Below are 23,053 nucleotides of genomic sequence, written 5' to 3' on the forward strand. Positions count from 1 at the left end.
TTCATATGCAAGCATAAAAAATCAACACAAACGTTAGGAAAGTTAACAAATTATTAAGATTTTTGTCCAACTAATTCAAAATTTTTAAAAATGAAACTAAAGTTCAATGGAATCTTGGTGCTATTATTAGTACTAGTGGCGCAAATTACTTTTGCGCAAGAAAGAGCTGTTTCGGGAGTTGTTTCCGACAATACAGGTATGCCTTTACCAGGTGTGAGTGTATTAGTTAAAGGAACCAAAACTGGAACACAAACAGATTTTGATGGAAAATATTCTATCAAAGCAACTTCAAGCCAAGTCTTGATATTCAGCTATGTTGGTATGAAAACCCACGAAGCTAAAGCAAGTTCAGCGACAGTAAATGTGAAAATGGAAAGCACTGCTGTAGAACTTGAAGGAGTAGTTGTTACTGCTTTTGGGCAGAAAAAACAAAAAAGAGCTGTAGCCTCTGCAACGTCAGTGGTTAGTGCAAAAGACCTTACAGAGGTAACAAACACAAACGTGTTTGAATCATTGTCAGGAAAAGTTGCTGGTGTTGACATCACCGCTCCTGCTCAGGTTGGTGCATCTTCTAAAGTTATTATCAGAGGATACAACACTATTAGTGGAAACACTAGTCCCCTTTATGTTGTTGATGGTTCACCTATTGTAAATAGTTCAGCAAGTGGTACTGGAAACACTAGAAGTTATGATTCTGGAAATGGTATTGGAGATATTGACCCTAACAATATTGAAACAATGACTGTATTAAAAGGAGCAGCAGCTGCCGCTTTGTATGGTTCAAGAGCTTCTAATGGTGTAATTGTTATTACAACAAAATCTGCAAAAAACAAATCGAAATTAAATGTAGAAATAATGACTTCTACTGATTTTGCAGAGGTAGCAAGAATCCCACACCTTCAAAACGACTTCGGTCAAGGTTGGTCTGGTCACTCTTGGTCAAGTTGGTCAGGTAGTCCAAACACAGCCAGTAATGAAAATGGTTCTTGGGGACCTGCATTCAACGGAGAAGTGAGATTATGGGGAGCAATCATTAATTCTGGACAACAAATCAAACCATATGTTGCCCTTGAAAACAATGTTAAGGATTTCTTCGAACTAGGAAACACTTTTACTAATGATGTAAGAGTAAGTGGTGGTGGAGAAAAATCTAATTTCTCTTTGTATTTTTCAGATGTAAAATCAGATGGTATTGTACCAACTGATGCAGATCTATACAAAAGAAGAACTTTGGCTATGAACGGTGGAATCACTGAAGGCAAAATGACCATTAAAGGTACTATTAACTATGTTAAAAAAGACCAAAATGTAGTAAACACAGGTCAAGGTGCTGATGCAGGTGAAGGAAACACTCTATCTCAAGAATTATTACAAGTTCCTAGAGACATCAGTATTGTTGACTTAGAAGACTATACAAACAATCCATATAACACTAATAGTAATTATTTTTCTCCATATACTAACAACCCTTATTGGTCTGTAAAGGAAAATGCCACTATTGTTAATGGAAATCGTTTTTATGGCAATGCTTATTTTTCATATAAAATTGACGACCATTTTTCTGCAAGCTATCAAATAGGTGGTGATTATAGTTCAGAAGATGTAAAATCTTATGGAGCTGTTGTGAAATTTTTACCAGGTTCAGCTCAGGCTTTAGCAGGTGCAAATGAAGTTGTTGGGGGTGTTACAGAAAGTACAAGAGAACGATTAGAATTTGATAACAACGTTATCTTAAATTACTCCAACACTTTTGCTGAAGATTTTGGACTAAATGCTTTTGTTGGTTTTAATGCTAACCAAAGAAAATCTTCTTCTCTTTTTGCACAGATTACTAATTTAGATATTCCTAATTTTTATGAATTATCTAACTCTTCTATTAAACCTGTTGTGGGTCAAGCCAACTCTGAAAGAAAATCATATAGTGTTTTTGCTTCATTTGAAACTTCGTATAAAAACTTTTTATACTTAACACTTACTGGAAGAAACGACTGGACATCAACATTACCTATAGGAAATAATTCTTACTTCTACCCATCTGCTGCATTGAGCGGAATAGTATTAGATACACCTGATACGTTCTTAAAATTAAGAGCCAGTTATGCACAACTTGGAAACGATACTGATCCTTACAGAACTGAATCAGCAATGATTCCAGGTAATTCTGCATTAGGATTTGGAAATATCTTACTACCAATTGGAGGTGTTAATGGTTATGAATTTTCAGGGCTTTTAGGAAATTCTGAATTGAAACCTGAGATGACAACAGAATATGAAGTAGGTTTTGAATCTAATTTTTTCAAAAAAAGAGTCAATCTTGATGTTGCTTTATATGACAAATCGACCGCTGATTTATTAGTTAACAGACCATTACCAACATCAACAGGATACACTTCGCAAGTGGCTAATATTGCAGATATCAACAATAAAGGTATAGAGGTGTCTTTGAATTTAGTCCCTATAAGAACAGAAAATTTCACATGGGATTTCACAACCACTTTCACAAAAAACATTTCTGAAGTTACCGATATTAAAGGAGAATCTACAAAACAATTATTAGCTAGTAATTACGGTGTGACTTTTAATGCTGTAGAAGGAGAACCTCTAGGCGTTTTTGCTGTAAAAATGCCGCTAAAAAATGATGAAGGAAAGTATATCGTTGATGCTGCTACAGGATTCTACAAAGTATCTGATGACGAACAAATCATTGGAACATCACAAAGAGATTTTGTTATGGGATTCAATAGCCGTATGACATACAAAAACTTAGTATTTACTTTTGGAGTTGACTGGAAACAAGGTGGCGAAATGTATTCTTACACTAAAAGACTATCACATTTTACAGGTAATGGCATAGAAACTACTTACAACGACAGAAATACATTTATTATACCTAACTCTGTAGTAGAAGTAGTTAATAGTGCTGGTGTAGTTACTGGTTATGCAGAAAACACAAAAGCGGTAGGTTTAGAAGATGTAACTGATTTTTACAACACAAGTAACAATCCTGGAATAGAAAACACTCACGTAATTGACAAAACATTTGTTAGATTGCGTTCTGTAGCGTTGACTTATAATTTCCCTTCTACTGTAATTAAAAGAATGGGACTTCAAAATGCTTCATTCAGTGTTTATGGTAAAAATCTAGCTCTTTGGACACCTGCTGAAAATCCTTATATTGATCCTGAGTTATCTACATTTGGAACAGGATTATTAAGTGAGCAAGGAGAATTTGGTGCAAACCCAACTCAAAGAACTTATGGTGCTAGCATTAAACTAACATTTTAAAAAAGAAACAAAATGAAAAAATTCATAATTAGTATATTAGTTTTATCTGCTACCTTCGTAGGATGTAGTTCAGATTTAGATATCAATAGGGATCCAGATTCACTTGACCCGTCAAGAGCACCTTTATCTGCTCAATTACCAGCAGGAATCACAGGAATCATTGGTTCAGAAGGAGCTTCCTTTGCTATCATTGGAGGAATGTGGTCTCAATATTGGACGCAAAGTAATGCAGCCAATCAGTACAAACAAATTGACAATTATTCCATTAGTACTTCAGACTACAATGGAGTTTGGAATGGAATGTATGATGGTTTAGGAGATATCAGAAACGTAAAAAGAAGAGCTTTAGCTGAAGGAAATTGGAACTATTATTTAATAGCTACAACCTTAGAAGTTCAAGCTTCACAAGTTCTTACCGATTTCTATGGTAGCATTCCTTATAAAGAAGCAAATAATTCTTCAATATTAGAGCCTAAATTCAATACAGGAGAAGAAGTTTACACTTATATGATCGAAGATTTGAATGATGCACTATCTAAACCTTTAGCAGCTTCTAAAGGTGATGTTCCTGGTAAAGACGATTTAATATTTCAAGGTAATATGGCAAACTGGACAAAATTTGCTAATACATTAAAATTAAAAATCTTTATGCGTCAAAACTATAGTTCAAGAAAAGCAATAGCCGATGCAGGTATTCAGCAAATGATTGCAGCTGGAACTCAATTCTTAACTGTGGATGCAGGTATGGCTCAATTTACTGATGCTCCTGACCAAAGTAATCCATTGTATGAGTACAACAACAGAAAGTTAAATGTTGCTACAAACTTGAGAATGAGTACTACTTTAGCTTCTTTCTTTGATGCCAATTTAGACACTAGAAAAGCAAAATATTACTTAGCAGGAAATTCTCTTAACCAAGGAGATTACAATAGTACTGCTGGTGCTGGAACAATTGCAATTGTAAGTCTTTCTCCAACGACTCCTGCTCTTTTAATGAGCAAAGAAGAAAGTTTGTTTTTACAAGCAGAGGCTATGGAAAGATACAACGGTGGAACTGGAGCTAAAGCATTATATGATGCAGCTGTTAACGCCAATTTCACAAGATACGGTTTATCTGGAGCATTATTTGTAGCAGGACCTTATGCTTACCCAACTGCTGGAACTCTTGAAAACAAAATTGAAGCCATCATTGTTCAAAAATGGATTGCTAGCTTTCCAGGAAATGGTTTTGAAGCCTTCTTTGAAAAAAACAGAACCGGTTATCCAAAAACTTCTGCCGTAGCACAAAATGCTGGTAGTTATGTTCCAGGACAAATAGTTTATGCAAAAAACGGAACTACTGCTGGTCTATTCCCAAGAAGAATAGCTTATCCTCTTTCTGAGAGAAATGCAAATCCTAATGTACCTACATTAGTACCAATAACAACCCCAGTTTGGTGGGATTAAAACTTAATATTATGAAGAAAATAATCATAGCCCTTTTAATTTCAAGCTCATTTTTTACAGCTTGTACCACGGATGATACTGCAAATGTATCCAAAGTTACCTATTTCCCTATTTTCACAATATTAGGACCAAATCCTTATTTTGTGGCTGCTGGAACTCCTTATACTGATCCAGGAGCAATTGCTAAAGCTGGCGAAACTGTAATCCCTCATACTACAGCAGCAGCTGGTAAATATAGAGGAACTGCAACCTTAGACACTAGTAAATCTGATGAATACGCTGTAACCTACAGCGCTACAAATTCGGATGGATTTGTTGGTACAGGGTCTAGAAAAGTAATTGTTTGGAAAAATGGTAACTTAGTAAATAGTATAGAAGGTATTTATACTTGTACAATTGCAAGAAACGGAGCAACACCAGGTGCATCTTATATCAATATTAAATATATTTATATATGGAAAAACGCAGATGGAACTTATCAAATTTCTGATGCATTTGGAGGTTGGTATGAATATGGTAGAGCTTTAGGAGTTGGCTACATCACTCCTGGAGGAAAAATCAACGCTGTTGATATCCCTACAAATTCATTTACTTTCCCAGGAACATTGACCAATACTGGATTTGGTGGTACTGCAAAAATCACTGACTTAACAGTAAATGCAACCACAAAAACTTTAGTATTAACCTGCTCTTGGCTTGCACCAACAGCATATACATTCGTTGCTACACTTAAACAAGTTCAACTCTAAAACAATAAAGATGAAATTAATAAAAAACAACATTATAAAAGTACTTTTTGGTATTCTTATTTTCGCTACAGTATCATCTTGTGATGAGGTTGCCGATACAAATCCAGGAGGAACTACTACAAAAGATTTTGCTGGTGACTGGTTCATTTCTTTAAAAGACAGTGATGGCAAAGATGTGGGAGGTGGAGATTTCTACCTACACCATACTTATAACACTGCAGCAAATGACAATACAATGTGGATCGATGACGAGAAACATGGCTATTGGATTAAATGTAAAATGACTATAAATTTAGCTGACGGAACCTTCTCGGCAACTAATGCAGACAACGCTAATGATCCTGGAACTAAAGTGACCATTACAGAAGGTAAAATTGAAAAAGGTGCAGGACTTTCAAAAGCAGGTCATAAAGTAGATAAAATCACTTTTACAGCACACTTTAGTTATGACCCAGCTGGATATAACATCATCCATACTGGTCATAAAAGAACTGGTTTCTTAGAAGACGAATACTAGTTTTCTTTTGCTAATTACAAAAACCATCACGCTTAGCGTGGTGGTTTTTTTTTCACAAAATGTAAAGTAAATCATCGTTAAATAAACATAATTACTTACATTTGGATAGATTACTTAAAATTTTTAAAACTAAATGAAAAAAATTATACTAACCACCGCTCTATGCCTTTTTACGTTTTTAGTAAAAGCACAAACTGACACTTTTTGGAAAAAAATAAATCCAAAAAACAGTTCATCAATACTAAAGAATAAAGAAGAAAATATTCCAGATGACTTGCAAGTTTATCAATTAGATGAAGCTAGTATGAAAAACACATTGAGTCAAATCCAAAATAAAACGCCTCAAGAAAGTGTTGAAATTAGCCTTCCAAATGCCGATGGCAATTTAGATAAATACTTAGTTCGTGAATCATCCAATTTTGCTCCAGAATTACAAGCCAAATATCCAGAAATAAGATCATATGTAGGAGTAGGAATCTCAGATCGAACTGCTACTGCCTATTTTAGCTATTCCCCAAAAGGAATACAAACTATGGTTATTAGAGCAGATAAAGACTCTGAATTTTTAGAATCCTATTCAAAAACAAAAGCTGTTTATAAATTAATTACTTCAAAAAATCGTTCAACAATCACTTCATCCATTCCTTGTTCGACAGAAGACGTTGCATTAAACACACAATTACAAAATAAAGCGAGTAAAATTAAAGCCAACGACAAAGTATTTCGAACTTTCCGTATTGCGTTATCTTGTAATGCCGAATACACAAACTATTATGGAGGAACTGTAGCAGCTGCACTCGCAGGAATGAACGCTAGTATGACTAGAATCAATGGAATTATTGGTAAAGATCTAGCAGTTAAATTTGAAATTATCGCTAATAATGATTTATTAATTTATCTAGACCCAGCAACAGACCCATATTCAGATTCCGCTACTGGTGCAGATAATGCCAATGGAGCAACCTGGAATTTAGAGTTACAAAATAATTTAACCACTACTATTGGACATGCAAATTATGATATTGGACATTTACTAAGTGGAACTGGTGGTGGTGGAAATGCAGGCTGCATCGGTTGTATATGTACCAATCCTACCCCAAGTAATCCATACGGAAAAGGCAGTGGTTGGTCGGCTCCTAGTAACAACAATCCCGAAGGTCCAAACTTTGACATAGATGTGGTTGCACACGAAATAGGACATCAGCTAGGTGGAAACCATACATTTTCTTTTAAAGTGGAAGGCAGAGGCGCCAATATTGAACCCGGAAGTGGCTCTACAATTATGGGTTACGCAGGAGTAGTAAGTCCATCAACACTTAACATTCAAGCCCATTCTGATGACTATTATAGTGTAAATAGTGTACAACAAATTCAGGCTAATCTAACTTCTAAAAGTTGTTCAACTAATACTCCAATCACTAATAGTCCACCAATTATAAATGCAGGATTAGATTATACTATTCCAAAAGGAACTGCATTTATATTAAAAGGAACTGGTTCAGATCCTAATGGAGATACCATTACTTATACTTGGGAAGAAGCAGACAACGCAGTTACATCAATTGATGCAAATAGTATTTGTTATCCAACAAAAGTAGATGGTCCACTTTTTAGATCTTTAAAACCTAGTAGTTCTCCCATAAGATATATGCCTGCTTTAAGTGATGTTTTAGCCAATACATTAACAACAAAATGGGAATCAGTTTCCAATGTAGAAAGAACCCTAAATTTCTTTTTAACAGGAAGAGATAATGCAGCCTACGGAACTTCTCAGAATAACTCTGATGATATGAACGTAAACGTAAGTGGAACTATTGGCCCATTTGCAGTAACTTCACAAAACACTGAAAACATTGGTTGGACCAAAGGAGGAAGCCAAACTATTACTTGGAGTGTAAATGGCTCCGAATCTTTACCTGGCGCATCAAATGTGAATATAAAACTATCAACAGATGGTGGCTTAACATTCCCTATAACATTAGCTTCAAATACTCCTAATGATGGTACAGAAACAATAACTGCTCCAAACCTATCGGCAACAAATTGCAGATTATTAATTGAACCAACTGCCAATATATTTTATGCAGTTAACTCCAAAGTATTTGCTGTTGGCTATTCTGTAACTTCTGAATGTAACACATACAACTTTACTACTCCAGTCGCAATTCCTGATGGCCCAGCAACTTATACAACAAGAACAATTAATGTTCCGGCATCATCTGCATCAATTGTAGATGTTAATGTAGGAATTGGAATTCAACATGCTTTTATGTCAGATGTTGAAATAGAAATTGTAAGTCCACAAGCTACAACTGTAGTAATACAAAAAAGTAGTTGTGGAACAAATTTAAATATTAATTATGACGATTCAGGAAACGCTATTAGTTGTACATCAACAACATTACAAAATGTTATACCAAAACAAAGTCTAAGCGCCTTTAATGGTCAAAACCCATCAAACACTTGGACATTGAGATTCCGTGATGCAAGTAGTGGTGGTTCAGGAACATTAAATACAGCTTCCATAACTATTTGTACGAAAACATATGTTGCATTAGGAACAAACGACTTGTATTTAACTAATTTTGAAATGTACCCAAATCCAAGTAAAGGCCAATTTAACATTCAATTTTCAAGTCAATCTAAAAACGATATTAAGGTTTTAGTTCACGATTTATTGGGTAGAAAAGTTTTTGAAAACAAATACAAGAATAACTCTTCCTTTAATGAAGACATCCAATTAAAAAATGTAACCTCAGGCATTTACTTACTTACAGTTGTTGATGGAGATAGAAAAGAAGAAAGAAAAATAATAATTGAATAATTAAGACACTAAATTTTAAAAAAGGGTAACACTAAAAATGTTACCCTTTTTTATTGGTTGAAAATAAAAAATTTAGATTCTCGAAATATAAAAAAACCTATCTTTGCCCAATGGAAAAAGAACATTTAATATTCGGAATAAGAGCCATTATTGAGGCTATTCAAGCAGGAAAAGAAGTCGATAAAGTATTTATACAAAAAGAAATATCAGGCGAATTGATGAAAGACTTGATGAAAGTAATGAAACGTGCCAACGTAAATTTCTCTTATGTTCCTGTCGAAAAATTAAATCGTTTGACTCCAAACAACCATCAAGGAGCAGTAGCATCCATTTCTCCAATAGGTTTTATTGACTTAGAACACTTAGTCGATGCTACGCTTGAATCTGGAAAAACACCTTTGTTTTTGATTCTAGATCAAATATCAGATGCTCGAAATTTTGGAGCTATTATTAGAACTGCTGAATGTACAGGTGTGAACGGAATTATTGTTCAAAAAGCAGGTTCCGCTCCAGTAAATGGAGATACTGTTAAAACTTCGGCTGGTGCAGTCTTTAATGTACCTATTTGCAAAGTAGAACATATCAAAGATGCTATTTTCTATTTACAAGGTTCAGGAATAAAAACCGTTGCAGCGACTGAAAAAACAGACCAAAATATTTATGATATTGCCTTAAATGAACCTGTTGCTATTATTATGGGTTCAGAAGATAGAGGAATTAATCCTTCTGTTCTTAAAATCGTAGATGAAAAAGCAAAATTACCTATGTTTGGAACCATTGGCTCACTAAATGTTTCCGTGGCTTGCGGAGCTTTTTTATACGAAGTCGTTAGACAAAGAAGTTAAGTGTTTTTGATTTTAAGTAAAATATAAAACGAATTAGAGCTCTGGTTTTGATTCGTTTTTTTCGCTTTCAACAATAGTATAATCTATAGGAAAATTTGAGAAATAGTTCGATTGTATTTCTTCGTCAGGTTCAACTTCTGGAAGATTTACAAAATTGCCATTTTCATCAAATCGTTGCATAAACTTATCCTCCATTGGATTAAAATCTGGATGTTCCCAATCGTATTTGATTACTTTTTTGTATTCTGGAGTTTTGTAATATAACGAAAGTACAAAACCAGTAATCAATCCAGCCAAATGTCCTTCCCAAGAAATGGTCTCATCCACTTTTGGAAAAATATACCAAACCAATCCTCCATAAACAAGAATTACTGACAATGACAAAGCTACTAAACGGTAATATTGGGTTTGAATTCCTTTAAAAAAAATAAAACTCACCAAAACATAAATCAAACTACTGGCTCCAATATGATAGGATTCACGACCAATAACCCAAGTAATTAACCCAGAAAACCAAATTCCATATACCAAAACTTTCAACGAAACATCCCGATAAAAATAAATCAAAGCTGTAGTTAAAATAAAAAGCGGTACAGTATTACTAGCAATATGATTCAAATCGCCGTGCAAAAAAGGACTAAACAAAACCCCTTGAAAACCCGATAAAGTCCTTGGATAAATTCCGTGCTCGTCTAAATTTAAGTGAAACAAATTATCCAAATAAAAAATAAACCAATTCAACAGCATCATCAATGTTGGAACAATCCAAACCGATGGCGTAAATTTAAAATGATTGAAATCTTCTATTTTTGGGTTCAAGGTATTGTGTCTTAGGTTTTAGACTTTGACAATTAATAGTCAAAAACAGAACCAAACTAAAAGTAATGCTATTTTGTCAGAACTCTTAATCTGGTTGTTCGAGTATTTGTTGATTTAAAAGTACAAATAAACTAAATTTGTGATTCAAGAAATCAAAACTCTAAATTATTTTGGAAGCACCGCTAGCAGAACGCATTCGACCACAAAAATTAGAAGATTATATCAGTCAGTCGCATTTAGTGGGGCCGAATGGTTCGTTGACGCAACAAATTGCCAAAGGAATCATTCCGTCATTGATTTTCTGGGGACCTCCCGGAACTGGAAAAACAACTTTGGCACAAATTATTGCTCAAGAATCGAAACGTCCTTTTTATATTCTGAGCGCCATTAATTCGGGAGTGAAAGATATTCGCGATGTGATTGAAAAAGCCAAACAAAGTGGCGGACTTTTTACTTCCAAAAACCCCATTCTGTTTATCGATGAAATTCATCGCTTCAGCAAATCACAACAAGATTCTTTATTGGCCGCCGTCGAAAAAGGTTGGATAACATTAATAGGTGCCACTACCGAAAATCCAAGTTTTGAAGTAATTCCTGCATTATTATCTCGTTGTCAAGTCTATATTCTGAATGCGTTTACTAAAGATGATTTGGAAAGTTTATTGCATCGCGCTTTGAAAACGGACAATTATTTAAGTACAAAAAATATAAAACTCACCGAAACTGAAGCCTTATTAAGACTTTCGGGTGGCGATGGACGCAAACTATTAAATATTTTCGAACTGGTCGTAAACGCTTCAGATGAAGACGAAATTTCAATCACAAACGATCGAGTTTTTGAATTGGTGCAACAAAACACGGTTTTGTATGACAAAAGTGGCGAACAACATTATGACATTGTTTCGGCTTTCATCAAATCGATACGTGGGAGTGATCCTAATGGTGCCGTTTATTGGCTAGCCCGAATGATTGAAGGTGGCGAAGATGTAAAATTCATTGCCAGACGAATGCTCATTTTATCGAGCGAAGATATTGGAAATGCGAATCCAACCGCTTTTATTATGGCGAATAATACTTTTCAAGCCGTAACCACTATTGGCTATCCCGAAAGTAGAATTATTTTGAGTCAATGTGCCGTTTATTTAGCCACTTCACCCAAAAGCAATGCCTCGTATTTAGCCATTGGGAACGCTCAACAATTGGTTAAACAAACCGGAGATTTACCAGTTCCTATTCATTTGCGAAATGCCCCAACCAAATTAATGAAAGAATTAGGTTATGGTGATGAATATAAATATTCGCATGATTATGCCAATAATTTTGCCGAGCAAGAGTTTCTTCCGGATGCTATAAAAGAAACGGTTCTTTACAATCCAGGCAACAATTCAAGAGAGAACAGCAACCGTGAATTTTTAAAGAACCGTTGGAAAGATAAATATGGATATTAGTTTCAGAAGGCAGATAGCAGAATAAAAAAAGAAGACAGACTAGATGTTTAACATTCTTAATCTGAAATCTGAAATCTGAAATCTGAAATCTGAAATCTGAAATCTGAAATCTGAACTAAAACTTAACCTCTATTTTTTCAGAAACTAAGTTATCTCCTTGATAATATTCAAAAAACCATTGATTGTCTTTTGAAAACAAAGTCCCTTGAACATCCCCTTTTTTGGCCATATAACTATTTGGATTAGATGTTTTATACACTTTCATCACTACTTTTGGTTCGCTATCAATCAACTGATAACCGTAAGATGTAGGTTGTGCATATAACAAACCTACACTTTTACTTTCAGATGCTTTAGCTACGTTATTTGACGTTGAAACAGCTGGAACTGCAACAACAGCAGCGGTCGGAACTACTGGAACCGCAACGGCTGGAACTGCAGCTGTTGACGCAAGTGGAATTGGCATTGATTGTGGAGCAATACTCGATTTGGGACCAAAATTAGTATTGCCATTGTATTGATATTTCAATTCATAAACAGTTCCGAAAGCTAAATTCAATGACTCAGAATAAGCAGGACCATATTCTTTTTCCCTACTCGTTCCGAGAGCCGATTTAAAAATAACAAGTCCAAAACAATCTTTAAAAACAACATACAATTTTGTTGTCAAGAAACCACTTTCTTTCAATACATCAACATATAATAGACTGCATCGATCTGGAAACTGACCAAGAATTGGCTCGTTCGAATAAAAAGCTTGAAAACCAGCTTTCTGTAAATTCATTTTAGTAATTGTTTGAAGACGATATTGATTTTCTTCTTTTTGAAAGTCGTATTTCATTGGAATTACAACCGCTTTATAATCATTAACCGTTTGCGAAAAGCTATAACTCGCAACAAACAACATCAGGAATAGGATTCTAGTTTTCATAATTTTATAAATATTTTTTTAATTCTAATAAATGGTTTACTTGTTTAATTGTTTGGGGTACTGAAACATTGTTTTCATTAAAAAAAACAGCGTCCAAACCTGCATCCAAAGCGCCTTGAACATCAGCTTCAATGCAATCGCCAATCATAATGCTATTCTCTTTTTTAGCTTTAGCTAAATTCAAAGCATAGTCAAAAATAAGAGAATTAGGCTTTTTTACCCCCGCCATTTCTGAATTGGTAATGGTCTTAAAATAGTGCGTAATATACGAATTATTCAATTTGTTTTCTTGGATTTCTGCAAAACCATTGGTAATGATGTGCAAGCTATATTTGGCCTTCAAATAATCCAAAATTTCAATCGTTCCGTCAAACAAATGATTGAATTTGGGTAAATAATGAATGTATTGTTCGGATAAAGTTACGATCAAATCGTCTTCAATTTCAAAACGCATCAAATCGAAAGTGTCTTTCAATCTGCCAAAACGAAGTTGCTTTTGTGAAATTTCGTCTTTACGATATCGCTCCCAATATTCACGATTGATAGGCACATAAAATTGGAGAAATTCAGTCATATTAATTGCCAAATCTTGCATTTTGAAAACCGTTTCAAAGGCTAGAGCCGAATTCTTTTCAAAATCCCAAAGCGTGTGATCCAGATCGAAAAAGACATCTGTTATGTTGCTGTTTGTTATTTTCATTTCTTATAAAATATCTTCATCGACAAAACTGTAATACCCATTTTCAGTAATAATTACGTGATCCAAAACAGGAATATCCAACGTTTGTCCAGCTGCTTTGAGTTTCTGTGTCAATTTTTTATCTGCTTCACTAGGTTTCAAATTTCCCGAAGGATGATTGTGACATAGAATTATTGCCGTCGCTCCCAATTCTAAAGCAACTTTAAAAACCAATCGAGTATCGGCAACCGTTCCTGTAATACCGCCTTTGCCTTGTTGCGATTTCGAAAGTACTTTGTTCGAATTGTTCAAATACAAAACCCAAAATTCCTCGTGGGGTAATTCCCCAATAATGGGTTGCATCAATTCGAAAATCATTTTGCTGGAGGTAATTTTCTTCAATTCGACAGCCTCTTCTGCCCTTCTTCGTCTTCCCAATTCCATTGCTGCCATAATCGAAATGGCTTTGGCCTCTCCTATTCCCTTGAAGTTCATCAATTGCGAAAGAGATAATTTTCCCAAGGCGTTCAAATTGTTGTCGACACTCGCCAAAATCCTTTTGCTCAATCCCACTGCCGATTCGTTCCGGCTTCCAGAACCAATCAAAATGGCAATCAACTCGGCATCGCTCAAAGCACTTTTGCCTTTCAGCATCAGCTTTTCGCGAGGTTTGTCGTCTTCGGACCAATTCGTTATCGGGAAATTATTTTCTTCCATCTATAAAATCATTCTATCAAAGTCTTTACCTCATCAAAATTCAATCCACCATAATTTCCGGAACTCATCAACAACAAAGCGGAATTCTCTAGATTTTGATTGAACAAGAACGTTTTAAATTCGGCAGGATTCGTATAAATAATCAAATCTTCCCTGTTGAAGGCTTTGGCAATTTGCTCATAAGTTACTTCTTCGAGTTGCTTAATTTTTACAGCATCAGGCGAATAGAAAACCACAGCCACATCGGAATATTCCAATGCGCCTTCATATTCTTTTAAGAATTCTGCATTCAAACTGCTGTAGGTGTGCAATTCCAAACAAGCTACCAAAGTTCGGTTTGGATATTGTTCTTTCACGGCTTTTGTGGTTGCGGCTACTTTGCTTGGTGAATGAGCAAAATCTTTGTAAGCTACTTTTCCTTTTCCTTCAGCAATTTTTTCCAAACGTTTGGAAGCTCCTTTGAAACTCGCAATGGCTTCATAAAAATCGGCTTCGTCCACGCCCATATTCTGGCAAATCCATTTGGCTCCAGCCAAGTTGTTCAAATTATGCGCACCAAAAACCTCTATTGGCATTGCTCCTTCTGGAGTTTCTAGCAGTGTAACTCCGTCTTTCACTTCATATTTTGGAGTTGTATAAGGGATTTTTCGAATAGGATTCAATGCGGCTTCGGCAACACGTTTTACTTCTGAATCTTCTTCGTTGTACACCAAGATTCCGCCATTGGTAATTTTGGCAATGAAGGTTTCAAACTGTTCTACATAAAAATCATAGGTCGGAAAAACATTGATATGATCCCAAGCAATTCCTGAAATCAAGGCAATATTCGGTTGGTACAAATGAAATTTTGGTCTTCTGTCTATTGGCGAAGACAAATATTCGTCACCTTCCAAAACCATAAAATCATTTTCCTCGGTAAGATGTACCATCGTCTCGAAACCTTCGAGTTGTGCGCCAACCATATAATCTACCTCAATATTGTGATAGTGCATCACGTGTAAAATCATTGAAGTAATGGTGGTTTTTCCGTGAGAACCACCAATCACCACGCGGGTTTTGTTTTTGGATTGTTCGTATAAAAATTCGGGATAGGAATAAATTTTCAGTCCCAATTCTTGTGCTTTCAATAATTCGGGATTGTCAGCTTTGGCGTGCATTCCGAGAATTACGGCTTCGATATCTTGGGTGATTTTTTCGGGAAACCAACCCAGTTCTGCTGGCAAAATTCCTTTTTTAGCCAAACGGGATTTCGATGGTTCAAAAATGGCATCGTCACTTCCCGTAACTTGATATCCTTTGTTGTGTAATGCCAAAGCCAAATTGTGCATTGCGCTGCCGCCAATGGCGATAAAATGAGTTCTCATACTAATATTTTTCCAATTATTAAATTCCAATTATTCGAAATTGGATGTAGATTATTTTTTGTCGAATTGCTGTTTTAAATCGGCCGCCTTCTTGGGGTCTTTTAATTTCTTCAAATATAAATTATATAAAACTTGAAACGTAACTTTTGATTTACCAATTTCATTGGCTTTGATATAATTTTTTTCGGCAGCGGTATATCTTTCAAAATATTCGTCGATTTGACCTCGGGACAAATAACCATCCACAGGAGATAATTTCATCAACTCATTCGAATATTTAATTGCTTTTGTCTCGCTTCCGCCCACAATTCCGGGCAATTGGAGGTATAACATTACCAATGCCCAACGTGCTTCGATGTGTTTTGGATTCAATTCTATGGCTTTTTCGAAGGAGGATTTGACTTCGCCAATCATTCCGAGTGCCTTGAACTTGTTGGATTCTTTGGCTTTCATTCCCAGTACGCCGCCGTATTTAAAATAATAATTGGCTTCGGAAGGTTTTAATTGTTTTAGTTTTTTATAGTAGCCAATGGCTTTGTCCCAAGATTTTTCGTGACCCGCAATGTCTCCCAAATATTCTATCGTTTTTAGATGAGAGGGATTTTGTTTTAAAAAACTTTCGAAAACGGGTTGCGCTTGCTCATATTTTCCGGCGTCGAATAATTTTTCGGCCTTGCTGTAATCGGATTGCGACCAAATTAATAGCGGAAATAGTAAAAAGAAAGAGATCAGTTTTTTCATTTTTCAAAAATAAGAAAATACAGGAATTTTCGTTAGCTTTTAAGTAAAAATTAGTACTTTTAAAAAATAATTGACAAGCATTCCAACCTTTTTCAAATAATTGCCCTCTACTTATATAAAACCAAAATATGAAAAATATCTTATTTGCCTTCCTTCTAATTTCAACTTCTTTTTATGCTCAAAATTATGAGAAAAACTGGAATAAAGTAATCAAAAATGAAAATAACGGCAAAATTAAATCGGCGAATGCCATCGTTGCCAAAATCCACAAAAAAGCGGTTGCCGACAAAAACGAAGTGCAAATCATCAAGTGTTTTTTCTACGAATCGAAATATTTGCAAGTGGTTGACGAAAATGCGCAAACCAAAATCATAAATAATTTAAAAACAGAAATCAATCGAGCTTCCATCCCATCGAAAGCGATTTTGAATTTGGTTTATGCGAAGTGTTTGAGTGATTATTATGGTAAAAATCAATATTCTATTCGACTAAGAACGCAAACCGATTCTATAAACAGCAATTTTCTGACTTGGGCAGAAAAAGATTTCGAGAAACAAATTCAAATCACATATGACAAATCATTGGAAAATGAAGCAATTTTATCAAAAACATCCTTGACAAACTACGAAGCTATTTTTGATTTTTTGACATTAGAAAAATTTCAAAAAATGAGTTTATTGGATTATTTGCTAAAAGAAAACATACTCGTTTATACTGCAAAAATAAAGTATTGGGAAATTCAAAAAAAGGATTTTACTTTATACGAAAAACAACTTTTAGGGAAATCGGCAGATTTTACAAAATTGAATTTCGATTTTGTGAAATCAGAAAATCTAAAAAAGTTACTTGTTTTGTTTCAAAAAACAGAAATTCATACTCCAACAGCCGAAAACCAATTGGAACGCCTAAAATTTTGTTCCAACCATATTCTAAAATCCGATGAAGACTTTTTAAAATCTTTGAATCTTCTTCAAAAAGAATCTAAAGACATTATCTTAACTCAAAAAATTCAATTCGAGAAAGCTACAATTTATACCAAATTAGCTTCTAAAGAAAATCATCCTGATTATAATATAAAAGCAATTTCGGTTTTGGATAGCACTACCAATGTTAAAAACAATTCCAATACCTACAATTTGGCATTACAAAAAAAACAAGAAATTAAGACAAAATCGATAACGATACAACTTCAAAAACAATTGTATAACAAGGAGAATTCTCGTTCTTTTATTAGTTATCGAAATGTTGAAAACCTCAAAGTTTCATTCTATAAAATCAGTCAAAAAACAGCGGTTTCCTTTGTGCATACCTTGACCACAAACGACAGCATTGCCAATGCCATTACCACTAAAAACAAAGCAATTTCGTCATTTGAACATCAATTGACCAACAAAAATGATTATTTCGAATATACTACAGAAATTGCTTTGCCGCAATTAGCGACAGGAAGTTATTTGGTGTATTTTGAAAGTAATTCTGACGCAAAAGACACCAAAGCATTTGCGTATGAAACCATTACAGTTTCCGATTTTTCGGTTTTGGCTTGGCAAAAAGACAAAGAAGAATACTATCAAGTTGTAAATCGTAAAACAGGAAAACCAATGGAAAATGTATCCATACAATCGCCTACATTTTCTATAAAAACGCTAAAAAATGGTGTAGCCATTTATAAAAGACCCGATAATAAAAACGATTACAACTACAGATATGAAACCCTAAAATTATCTTCCGAAGGCGATTCGCTACAAATCAACAAAAATTACATAAATTTTTATTCTGATTACTCAAAAGACAATGATGATTTAACTGGAAGAGTCGAGTTTTATTTAGACAGAGCCATTTATCGTCCAGGACAAAAGGTGTATTATAAAGGAATTGCGTATCAAAAAATTCATAACAAAAGCAGTATTGTTCCTAAAACGTCTTTCAAAATTACGTTGAAAGATGCCAATTATCAATCGTTTAAAGAGTTTGATGTTACAACCAATGAATTTGGTTCGTTTTCGGGCGAATTTGTTTTACCCAAAACAGGATTAACGGGTGAATTTAGAATAGAAGCAGAAGAACCCGATGATTATGAAAAAGACACTGTTTATAACAAAATAAAAGACGAACATCCTTTTTGGGATAACATAGACTTTGATAATTCTGAAATTAGTTTCAAAGTTGAAGAATACAAACGACCAAAATTTGAAGTAGTTTTCGAACCAAAAAAAGAAACGTTTCAAATCAATCAAGCAGTTAAAGCAAAAGGAACTGCCAAAGCTTTTGCGGGAAGCAATATTTCTGATGCCAAAGTAACCTACACCGTTACGCGATTTGTAAATTATTACCGAAATTTCTACGGCAATGAAGAAAGTGAAGTGATGGTTACTGGCGAAACCAAAACCGATGCTTCGGGAAATTTTAGCATCGATTTTATGGCAAAACCCACCGAAAATGCCAACAAAGAGCAATTGCCTGTTTTTAATTATCGAATTAAAACCTCAGTAACAGACCTTAATGGCGAAACACATTCAGCAGAAACTACTGTAAAAGTAGGTTATCATGATTTGATTCTGAATGCAACTATTCCGAGTAAGATTGAAACCAAAAACAACAATGAAATTACCCTAAAAAGCACCAATCTTAACGGAGAATTTTTGGCAACCAAAGGCGAAATAAAATTGTATTATGTTTGTCCTTTTTCTAATAAATTCAAAAATAGAATTTTTCCATTACCCGAAATAGAATCGATTTCTAAATCCGATTTCGAACGATTATTTCCTTTTGAAAACAACGAAAAACCACTTGATAAGAACCATTTAGAAACTTTGGTGTTTTCCAAAAAAATCAATACTGCAACGGATAAAAAACTGGTTTTAGATTTTATTTCCAATTACAAATCAGGAGATTACAAAATCGTATTTTCCTCCAAAGATAGCTTTGACAATCCGATTGAAACTACTACCGATTTTGAGCTAACACAAAGCAAAGATCTTCTAAACACTAGCAAACTATTTACTATTGAACAAGTCAATGAAGATGCCAAAAAGGATGGCTTTGCAGTACTAAAAATAAGCAGTACTATTCCTGAACTTTACATCACAATCACTGGAAATTATAAAAACGACGTTTTTTATGAAGAAAATATTCAATTAAAAAACAACCAAGTGCTTATTAAAATTCCACTGCAAAATGAATTTGAAAAAAGTGTAAAAATAGGTTTTCAAAGCATTTTTGAAAATCAGAATTTTGAAGAAGAATTAGAAGTCATTCTCAAAAAAGAAGAGCCCAAATCAGAATTCATTGTAGAAAGTTTTAGAAACAAAATCCAACCCGGAAGTAACGAAAACTGGTCGTTTCAGTTAAACGCTTCAAATACAAAAAAAGAAGCCGAAGTTTTAGCCTCGATGTACGACAGTTCTCTAGATCAATTTACAAGACGAGACTGGAATAGTTTACGATTCTACGAAAATGAAGAGAATAGCGTTGACTTCAAATCAAATTTAGGGTTTGATAAAACATACAGCCCTATTCGGAATTTGAATTCCTTTGCAAATAAAATGGAATATAGTGACGAGAGTACTAAATTACTTTGGTTTGGTTTTAATTTTATTAATTACAACTCCACCGATTTACAAAATCAGTACAAAAAATCATTAACCAAAAAAGCTAAAAAGCCATTGAACACCAATTTAATTTCAGGTTTTGTTATGGATAGTTACAAACTTCATATTCCCGGAGCAAATGTAACTGTAAATGGAACTCAACGTGGTGTATCTACCGATTTTGATGGTTATTATGAAATAGAAGCAGCTGTTGGAGAAGAATTAACCTTTTCTGTTATTGGATTTGAATCTAAAAAAATATCCATAAAAACTAAAGTGATTGATGTACAATTAAAAGAAACTACTAATAATTTACAGGAAATAGTTGTTATGGGTTACGGAACGCAAAAAAAATCTTCTTTAACTGGAGCTGTTATGAAAGACAAAAATATTGGATCCGAAAAAATTACAATAAATGATGCCCTTCAAGGAAAAGTTGCAGGAGTTAACATAACTGTTAATGGGAAATCTGAAAATAATTCAAATATTAAAATCCGAGGAGCTAATTCTATTTCAGGAAGCGAGCCTCTTTATATTGTTGATGGAGTCCAAATAACCGAAGAACAATTTAAATTAATTTCTCCCACAGATATTGTTTCAATCGATGTTCTAAAAGATTCACAAGCTACTGCATTATACGGAAGCAAAGCAGCGAACGGTGTTGTTGTCATCACAACCAAAAAAGCTTTGGAAGCCTTAACCCAAGTAAAAGCGAGAAAAAATCTATCAGAAACGGCTTTCTTTTTCCCAAATCTAAAAACAGATGCGAAAGGAAAACTGAGTTTCAATTTCACTTCGCCTGAAGCTTTGACCGCTTGGAAACTACGTTTAATGGCACACAACAAAGATGCTGTTACTGGTTATTTGGAAAAAAGTGTCATTACCCAAAAAGAGTTAATGGTTACACCAAACTTCCCAAGATTTTTCAGGGAAAAAGATTCGATTGTCATTACTGCAAAAGTGGCGAATATGACCAACGAAGCTAAAACAGGAATAGCTGTTTTACAGTTTTTTGATGCAACCACAATGCAACCCATTGATGCGAAAATGTTGAATGTAAAAAACATCAAAAACTTTACTATTCCCGCATTCGGGAACACAACTGCCCAATGGAGAATTACTATTCCCGAAGGATTGCAAGGCGTTCAGTATAAAGTTTTGGCCAAAGCCGGCAATTTCTCCGATGGAGAAGAAAACATCCTTCCCGTTTTGACCAATAATATGCTCGTGACCGAAAGTATTCCGATTTGGGTTCGAGAAAACTCCAAGAAAGAATACACTTTCGAGAACCTGAAAAACAACACTTCAACCTCTTTACGAAATCATCAATTTACGTTGGAGTACACTTCGAATCCAACTTGGTTAGCCATTCAATCTCTGCCGTATTTGATGGAATACGAACACGAATGTGCCGAACAAACTTTTGCTCGTTTTTATGCCAATGCTTTGGCTTCGGAAATTATTTCCAGTAATCCGAAAATCGCCAGTCTTTTCGAAACTTGGAGAAAAAACGGAAAACTCAATTCAAAACTCGAAGAAAACGAAGAACTAAAATCGATGATTCTTGCCGAAACACCTTGGCTGAACGATGCTCAAAACGAAGACGAGAAAAAGAAAAATCTAGCCTTGCTTTTCGATTTAGAAAAAATGAAAAGTTCACAGGAAGCCACTTTCGACAAACTGAAACAAAAACAAAAACCATCAGGAGGTTTTGCTTGGTTTGACGGAAGCGAGGAAAGTGAATACATTACAAGACATATTTTGGCAGGCTTGGGGCATCTTTCCAAACTCACTAAAGACGAAAACAATGCTGCCAAAATCAAGGAAATTGCCACAACTGGAGTTCCGTTTATGGATGCAAAATTTTTAGAAAATTATAAAAACACGACCAAAAACTGGAAGAAAACCGATAAGTTGATTTGGTTCAATCCGTATTCCGATTTGCATTATTTATACACCCGAGGTTTTTATTTGGAAAATTATCCACTTTCGGATACTTTGAAAAAAGCAACTAAATTGTATCTTGAAGCTGCCAAAAAAGATTGGCTGACCTATTCTTTATACGAAAAAGGATTGGCTGCTTTGACTTTACATCGCTTTGGTGAAAAAGACGCAGCCAAGAAAATCATCGAAAGCCTGAAAGAAACGGCTTCCAACAATGAAGATTGGGGAATGTATTGGATTGCCAACAAAGCAGGCTGGTATTGGTATCAAGCTCCGATAGAAACCCAAGCTTTATTAATTGAGGCTTTCGCCGAAGTGACGAACGACACCAAATCGGTCGATGCAATGAAAGTTTGGTTGCTGAAAAACAAACAAACCAAAAACTGGCCCACCACCAAATCGACCACCGAAGCTATTTATGCTTTATTGTTGCAAGGAACGAATTGGTTGAGCGTAAAAGACAACACCATTATCAAAATTGGCGACCAAAAAATCCTGACCAAAAAACTATCCGAAAACGAAAAAGAAGCCGAAACAGGTTATGTAAAACTAAACTGGAAAGCCGACGAAATCAAGAAAGAAATGGCAACTATTGTTGTTGAAAACAAATCGAAAGTTCCCGGTTTTGGAGGAGTTTATTGGCAATATTTTGAAGATTTGGATAAAATTAAAACCAATTCAGGAGCCGTTTTATCGGTTTCCAAAGAATTGTATCTCAAGAAAAGCACACTAAAAGGCGAAGAATTGCAAAAAATAACTACCAAAAACAGTTTGAAAATTGGCGATTTAGTTACCGTTCGATTAGTTATCACTTCCAAAGAAGATATGGAATTTGTACATCTCAAAGATATGCGTGCTTCCTGTTTTGAACCTGTAGATGTATTGTCGAGTTTCGAATACAAAGCGGGATTGGGTTTTTATAAAAGCACAAAAGACGCCGCAACACATTTCTTTTTTGACACCATCAACAAAGGAACTTATGTCTTAGAATACGACATTCAAGTAAACAATTTGGGCGATTTCTCTAACGGAATTACGACTATCGAAAGTATGTATGCACCAGAATTCAGCAGTCATACTAAAGGCATTCGAGTGAATGTGAAGGAATAAAACCTTCATCCAATAAACAAATCCATCTCGTTAGATTTTAACGA

The 23,053-nt window shown here is 34.8% G+C and carries 14 protein-coding genes; 8 read left to right on the plus strand and 6 right to left on the minus strand.

What is annotated here, in order from left to right:
- The first annotated feature begins 90 nt into the window (after positions 1–90).
- From C3L50_RS01750 to rlmB, 6 genes are all read left to right on the plus strand, one after another.
- On the plus strand, positions 91–3,285 hold the full coding sequence (locus C3L50_RS01750) for a SusC/RagA family TonB-linked outer membrane protein (protein WP_103804360.1): 3,195 nt from the start codon (positions 91–93) through the stop codon (positions 3,283–3,285).
- 12 nt (positions 3,286–3,297) lie between these two features.
- Positions 3,298–4,731, plus strand: coding sequence for a SusD/RagB family nutrient-binding outer membrane lipoprotein (locus tag C3L50_RS01755; RefSeq protein WP_103804362.1), 1,434 nt, complete (start codon positions 3,298–3,300; stop codon positions 4,729–4,731).
- 11 nt (positions 4,732–4,742) lie between these two features.
- Positions 4,743–5,480: an immunoglobulin-like domain-containing protein gene (locus C3L50_RS01760; RefSeq protein WP_103804364.1), complete on the plus strand. Its 738-nt coding sequence runs from the start codon at positions 4,743–4,745 to the stop codon at positions 5,478–5,480.
- A 10-nt stretch (positions 5,481–5,490) separates the two neighbouring features.
- Positions 5,491–5,997: a lipid-binding protein gene (locus tag C3L50_RS01765; RefSeq protein WP_103804367.1), complete on the plus strand. Its 507-nt coding sequence runs from the start codon at positions 5,491–5,493 to the stop codon at positions 5,995–5,997.
- Between the two features lie 133 nt (positions 5,998–6,130).
- Entirely contained in the window at positions 6,131–8,821 is a 2,691-nt protein-coding gene (locus tag C3L50_RS01770) for a zinc-dependent metalloprotease (protein ID WP_103804369.1), read from the plus strand.
- Between the two features lie 110 nt (positions 8,822–8,931).
- Positions 8,932–9,666 (plus strand): 23S rRNA (guanosine(2251)-2'-O)-methyltransferase RlmB, encoded by a 735-nt coding sequence (gene rlmB, locus C3L50_RS01775; protein ID WP_103804370.1) that lies wholly within the window; start codon positions 8,932–8,934, stop codon positions 9,664–9,666.
- A 33-nt stretch (positions 9,667–9,699) separates the two neighbouring features.
- Here rlmB and C3L50_RS01780 read toward each other — a convergent pair whose 3' ends face one another.
- A complete protein-coding gene (locus C3L50_RS01780; protein ID WP_243400313.1) occupies positions 9,700–10,485 on the minus strand; it encodes a rhomboid family intramembrane serine protease in 786 nt (261 codons plus the stop codon).
- A 170-nt stretch (positions 10,486–10,655) separates the two neighbouring features.
- On the opposite strand from C3L50_RS01780, the gene C3L50_RS01785 reads away from it, so the two are divergent.
- A complete protein-coding gene (locus tag C3L50_RS01785; RefSeq protein WP_103804372.1) occupies positions 10,656–11,933 on the plus strand; it encodes a replication-associated recombination protein A in 1,278 nt (425 codons plus the stop codon).
- Positions 11,934–12,048: 115 nt separating this feature from the next.
- Here the strand turns inward: C3L50_RS01785 and C3L50_RS01790 are convergent, their stop codons facing one another.
- From C3L50_RS01790 to C3L50_RS01810, 5 genes are read right to left on the minus strand one after another with little or no spacing between them, the layout of a single operon-like run.
- On the minus strand, positions 12,049–12,864 hold the full coding sequence (locus C3L50_RS01790) for a hypothetical protein (protein WP_103804374.1): 816 nt from the start codon (positions 12,862–12,864) through the stop codon (positions 12,049–12,051).
- A gap of 4 nt (positions 12,865–12,868) precedes the next feature.
- Positions 12,869–13,564: a YjjG family noncanonical pyrimidine nucleotidase gene (locus C3L50_RS01795; protein WP_103804375.1), complete on the minus strand. Its 696-nt coding sequence runs from the start codon at positions 13,562–13,564 to the stop codon at positions 12,869–12,871.
- A gap of 3 nt (positions 13,565–13,567) precedes the next feature.
- Positions 13,568–14,260 carry a RadC family protein gene (gene radC / locus C3L50_RS01800; RefSeq protein WP_103804377.1) on the minus strand — a complete coding sequence of 231 codons (693 nt, stop codon included), beginning with the start codon at positions 14,258–14,260 and terminating at the stop codon, positions 13,568–13,570.
- A gap of 8 nt (positions 14,261–14,268) precedes the next feature.
- The gene (locus tag C3L50_RS01805) at positions 14,269–15,624 is read right to left on the minus strand and encodes a UDP-N-acetylmuramate--L-alanine ligase (RefSeq protein ID WP_103804378.1); all 1,356 of its coding nucleotides are present in this window, start codon (positions 15,622–15,624) and stop codon (positions 14,269–14,271) included.
- Positions 15,625–15,675: 51 nt separating this feature from the next.
- A complete protein-coding gene (locus C3L50_RS01810; protein WP_103804380.1) occupies positions 15,676–16,365 on the minus strand; it encodes a tetratricopeptide repeat protein in 690 nt (229 codons plus the stop codon).
- A gap of 128 nt (positions 16,366–16,493) precedes the next feature.
- Here C3L50_RS01810 and C3L50_RS01815 point away from each other — a divergent pair, with 128 nt between their 5' ends.
- Positions 16,494–23,009: an alpha-2-macroglobulin family protein gene (locus tag C3L50_RS01815; protein WP_103804381.1), complete on the plus strand. Its 6,516-nt coding sequence runs from the start codon at positions 16,494–16,496 to the stop codon at positions 23,007–23,009.
- Positions 23,010–23,053: the final 44 nt, after the last annotated feature.

The sequence above is a fragment of the Flavobacterium alvei genome (assembly GCF_002920895.1).
Lineage (GTDB): Bacteria > Bacteroidota > Bacteroidia > Flavobacteriales > Flavobacteriaceae > Flavobacterium > Flavobacterium alvei.

Coding starts and splice junctions, on each gene's coding strand:
- C3L50_RS01750 (WP_103804360.1), top strand. CDS start 91: ATGAAACTAAAGTTCAATGGAATCTTGGTGCTATTATTAGTACTAGTG.
- C3L50_RS01755 (WP_103804362.1), top strand. CDS start 3,298: ATGAAAAAATTCATAATTAGTATATTAGTTTTATCTGCTACCTTCGTA.
- C3L50_RS01760 (WP_103804364.1), top strand. CDS start 4,743: ATGAAGAAAATAATCATAGCCCTTTTAATTTCAAGCTCATTTTTTACA.
- C3L50_RS01765 (WP_103804367.1), top strand. CDS start 5,491: ATGAAATTAATAAAAAACAACATTATAAAAGTACTTTTTGGTATTCTT.
- C3L50_RS01770 (WP_103804369.1), top strand. CDS start 6,131: ATGAAAAAAATTATACTAACCACCGCTCTATGCCTTTTTACGTTTTTA.
- rlmB (WP_103804370.1), top strand. CDS start 8,932: ATGGAAAAAGAACATTTAATATTCGGAATAAGAGCCATTATTGAGGCT.
- C3L50_RS01790 (WP_103804374.1), bottom strand. CDS start 12,864: ATGAAAACTAGAATCCTATTCCTGATGTTGTTTGTTGCGAGTTATAGC.
- C3L50_RS01795 (WP_103804375.1), bottom strand. CDS start 13,564: ATGAAAATAACAAACAGCAACATAACAGATGTCTTTTTCGATCTGGAT.
- radC (WP_103804377.1), bottom strand. CDS start 14,260: ATGGAAGAAAATAATTTCCCGATAACGAATTGGTCCGAAGACGACAAA.
- C3L50_RS01805 (WP_103804378.1), bottom strand. CDS start 15,624: ATGAGAACTCATTTTATCGCCATTGGCGGCAGCGCAATGCACAATTTG.
- C3L50_RS01810 (WP_103804380.1), bottom strand. CDS start 16,365: ATGAAAAAACTGATCTCTTTCTTTTTACTATTTCCGCTATTAATTTGG.
- C3L50_RS01815 (WP_103804381.1), top strand. CDS start 16,494: ATGAAAAATATCTTATTTGCCTTCCTTCTAATTTCAACTTCTTTTTAT.